Origin of the sequence: Pseudomonas agronomica (genome assembly GCF_025917275.1) — a bacterium.
GTDB classification, from domain to species: domain Bacteria; phylum Pseudomonadota; class Gammaproteobacteria; order Pseudomonadales; family Pseudomonadaceae; genus Aquipseudomonas; species Aquipseudomonas agronomica.
Genome location: NZ_JAOSHO010000612.1, coordinates 1 through 2643, shown reverse-complemented (window position 1 = coordinate 2643; position 2643 = coordinate 1). Strand labels below are relative to the sequence as shown.

The 2643-nt window shown below is 62.7% G+C and carries 1 protein-coding gene; it reads right to left on the bottom strand.

What is annotated here, in order from left to right; translation table 11 throughout:
* Positions 1 to 91 precede the first annotated feature (91 nt).
* A complete protein-coding gene (locus OC610_RS25215) occupies positions 92 to 2506 on the bottom strand; it encodes a glucose/quinate/shikimate family membrane-bound PQQ-dependent dehydrogenase (RefSeq protein ID WP_264431742.1) in 2415 nt (804 codons plus the stop codon).
* Positions 2507 to 2643: the final 137 nt, after the last annotated feature.

Sequence of the window (2643 nt, the reverse complement as noted above, 5' to 3'; positions counted from 1 at the left end):
CTTCGCTCGACAGCTCCTACAAAGTCCAGCAGGGCTAAAGAAAAGGCGACACCCGCAAAGGTGTCGCCTTTTTCATGGGCGCCGGTCGGGTTTATTCCGCCAGCTTGTACGCAATCACATAGTCACCCTGCTTGGTACCCAGCGAACCGTGACCACCCGCAACGACCAGCACGTATTGCTTGCCGTCCTTGCCGGTGTAGGTCATCGGCGTGGTCTGGGCGCCAGCGGGCAGGCGGCCTTCCCACAATTGCTTGCCGTTTTTCACGTCGTAGGCGCGCAGGTACTGGTCAAGCGTACCGCTTAAGAACGCCAGGCCACCGGCGGTGGTGAACGTCCCGCCCAGGCTTGGAACGCCCATGCTCAGCGGGATCGGTACCGGCGAGCTGTCGCGCACGGTGCCGTTCTTGTGCTTCCACAGGGTCTTGTTGTTGGTCAGGTCCACGGCTGCCACGTAACCCCAGGCAGGCGCCTGGCATGGCAGGCCCATGGGCGAGAGCAGCGCTTCGAGGATCACGCCATACGGCGCGCCTTTGTTCGGCTGCACGCCTTCGGTTTCGCTCTTGCGACCCGGGCCACCCGCAACTTGCGCTGCAGGAACCAGTTTCGACTTGAACGCCATGTAGCTTGGGTTGACGAAAGCGATCTGGCGCACCGGATCCACCGAAATGCCGCCCCAGTCGAACACGCCGAAGTTACCTGGGTAGACGATCGAGCCTTGCAGCGACGGCGGCGTAAACATGCCGTCGTAACGCAGCGACTTGAAGTCGATCCGGCAGAGCATCTGGTCGAACGGCGTGACACCCCACATGTCCCGCTCCTTGAGGACCGGCGGCACGAAGTTCAGGTCGGACATCGGTTGGGTCGGTGAAGTGTGGTCGCCCTCCACCGCGCCTTGCGGCACCGGGATTTCCTTGATCGGGATGATCGGCTGGCCGTTGCTGCGGTCCAGCACGTAGATGCTGCCCTGCTTGGTCGATGCCAGCACCGCCGGCTTCACGCCATCGGCAGTCTTCATGTCCATCAGGGTCGGTTGGCCGCCAACGTCCATGTCCCACAGGTCATGGTGAGTGAACTGGAAGTACCAGCGCACCTTGCCGGTGGCGATGTCCAGCGCGGTCAGGCCAGCGGAATATTTTTCCGATTCCGGGGTACGCATGCCACCGAACTGGTCGGGGGTCTGGTTGCCCATCGGCAGGTAGAGCATGCCGAGTTTTTCATCGACGCTGAACATGGACCACATGTTCGGCGAGTTGCGGGTGTAGGTCTGGCCTTCGGCAATCGGCGTGGTGTCGTCGGGGTTGCCGCTGTCCCAGTTCCACACCAGCTTGCCGGTGTGTACGTCGTAGGCGCGGATCACACCGCTTGGCTCGTCGGTGGAGACGTTATCGGTGACGTGGCCGCCGATCACCACCAGGTTCTGGGTGACCGCCGGTGGCGAGGTGGAGTAATAACCGCCCGCCGTGAAGCCGCCGATGTTGGCGCTCAGGTCCACTTGGCCCTTGTCGCCGAAGTCTTCGCACATCTTGCCGGTGTCGGCGTTGAGGGCGATCAGGCGAGTGTCGGCGGTCGGCAGGAAGATCCGGCGAGGGCACACGGTGCTGGCCGGCGTGGTGCTGGCCGTACCGGTCGGGCTCTGCTCGGCCGACGCGTAGACCGCGTCGTCGTGATAGCTCACGCCGCGGCAGGTCATGTGGGCCCAACCCTTGAAGTTTTCCGCTTTTTGCGTGGAAAGCTTCGGATCGAAACGCCAGATTTCCTTGCCGGTTTCAGGCTCCAGTGCAATTACCTGGCTGTGTGGCGTGCACACATACAGCATGCCGTTGACCTTCAGCGGGGTGTTTTCCGCCGTGGTCTCGCCCGGGTCGTTCGGGCCTGGCAGGTCACCGGTGCGGAACGTCCAGGCTTCCTTCAGCTTGCCGACGTTCTGGGGGGTGATTTGTGCCAGCGGCGAATAACGGTCGCCGTGGGCGCTGCGGCCGTAGGAGTTCCAGTCCCCGTCGGGCATGGCCGGTGCGGTGTTGGCCATGCCCGGTACGCTGTCGCGGTCCAGTTGGCCTTTGATTTCACCGGGGTTGGTGAACTGGCTGGCGAGGGCGGCGATACCGGCAATGATCACCGCGGCACCCAAGGCACGGGTGCCCATGGGCGATGCGTCGGCGGTCAACAACGGGCGGCGGAACCACGGCAGCAGCAGGACGATGCCCAAGGCAAACAACATTGCCAGGCGCGGCACCAACTGCCACCAATCCAGGCCCACTTCCCACAGCGCCCAGACCGTACTCGCGAACAGCACCAGCGCATACAGCCCCAAGGCCGCACGACGGGCCATGATCAGCAGTACGCCGGTAATCGCCAGGCCGATACCGGCCAGCAAGTAATACAGCGAGCCGCCGAGCGTGCTCAGTTTGATCCCACCGGCCAACAAGGCCAGCCCCATCAATAGAAGCAGAATGCCGAGCAGGCTCGGTAGCAGACGGCTTCGACTCGAAGCACCCTCAGTGCTCATAGTTGTATCTCCGTGACGTTTTAAGGAGTCCCGCGCAAGTAGTCACTTTAGATGACGATCCTGAGGGGGCATGGTTCAGTTGAAAAAAGGCAAATTCGATTGGCGCGTTCCGCTGTGGGAGCGGGCTTGCTCGCGAA

Coding starts and splice junctions, on each gene's coding strand:
- OC610_RS25215 (WP_264431742.1), bottom strand. CDS start 2,506: ATGAGCACTGAGGGTGCTTCGAGTCGAAGCCGTCTGCTACCGAGCCTG.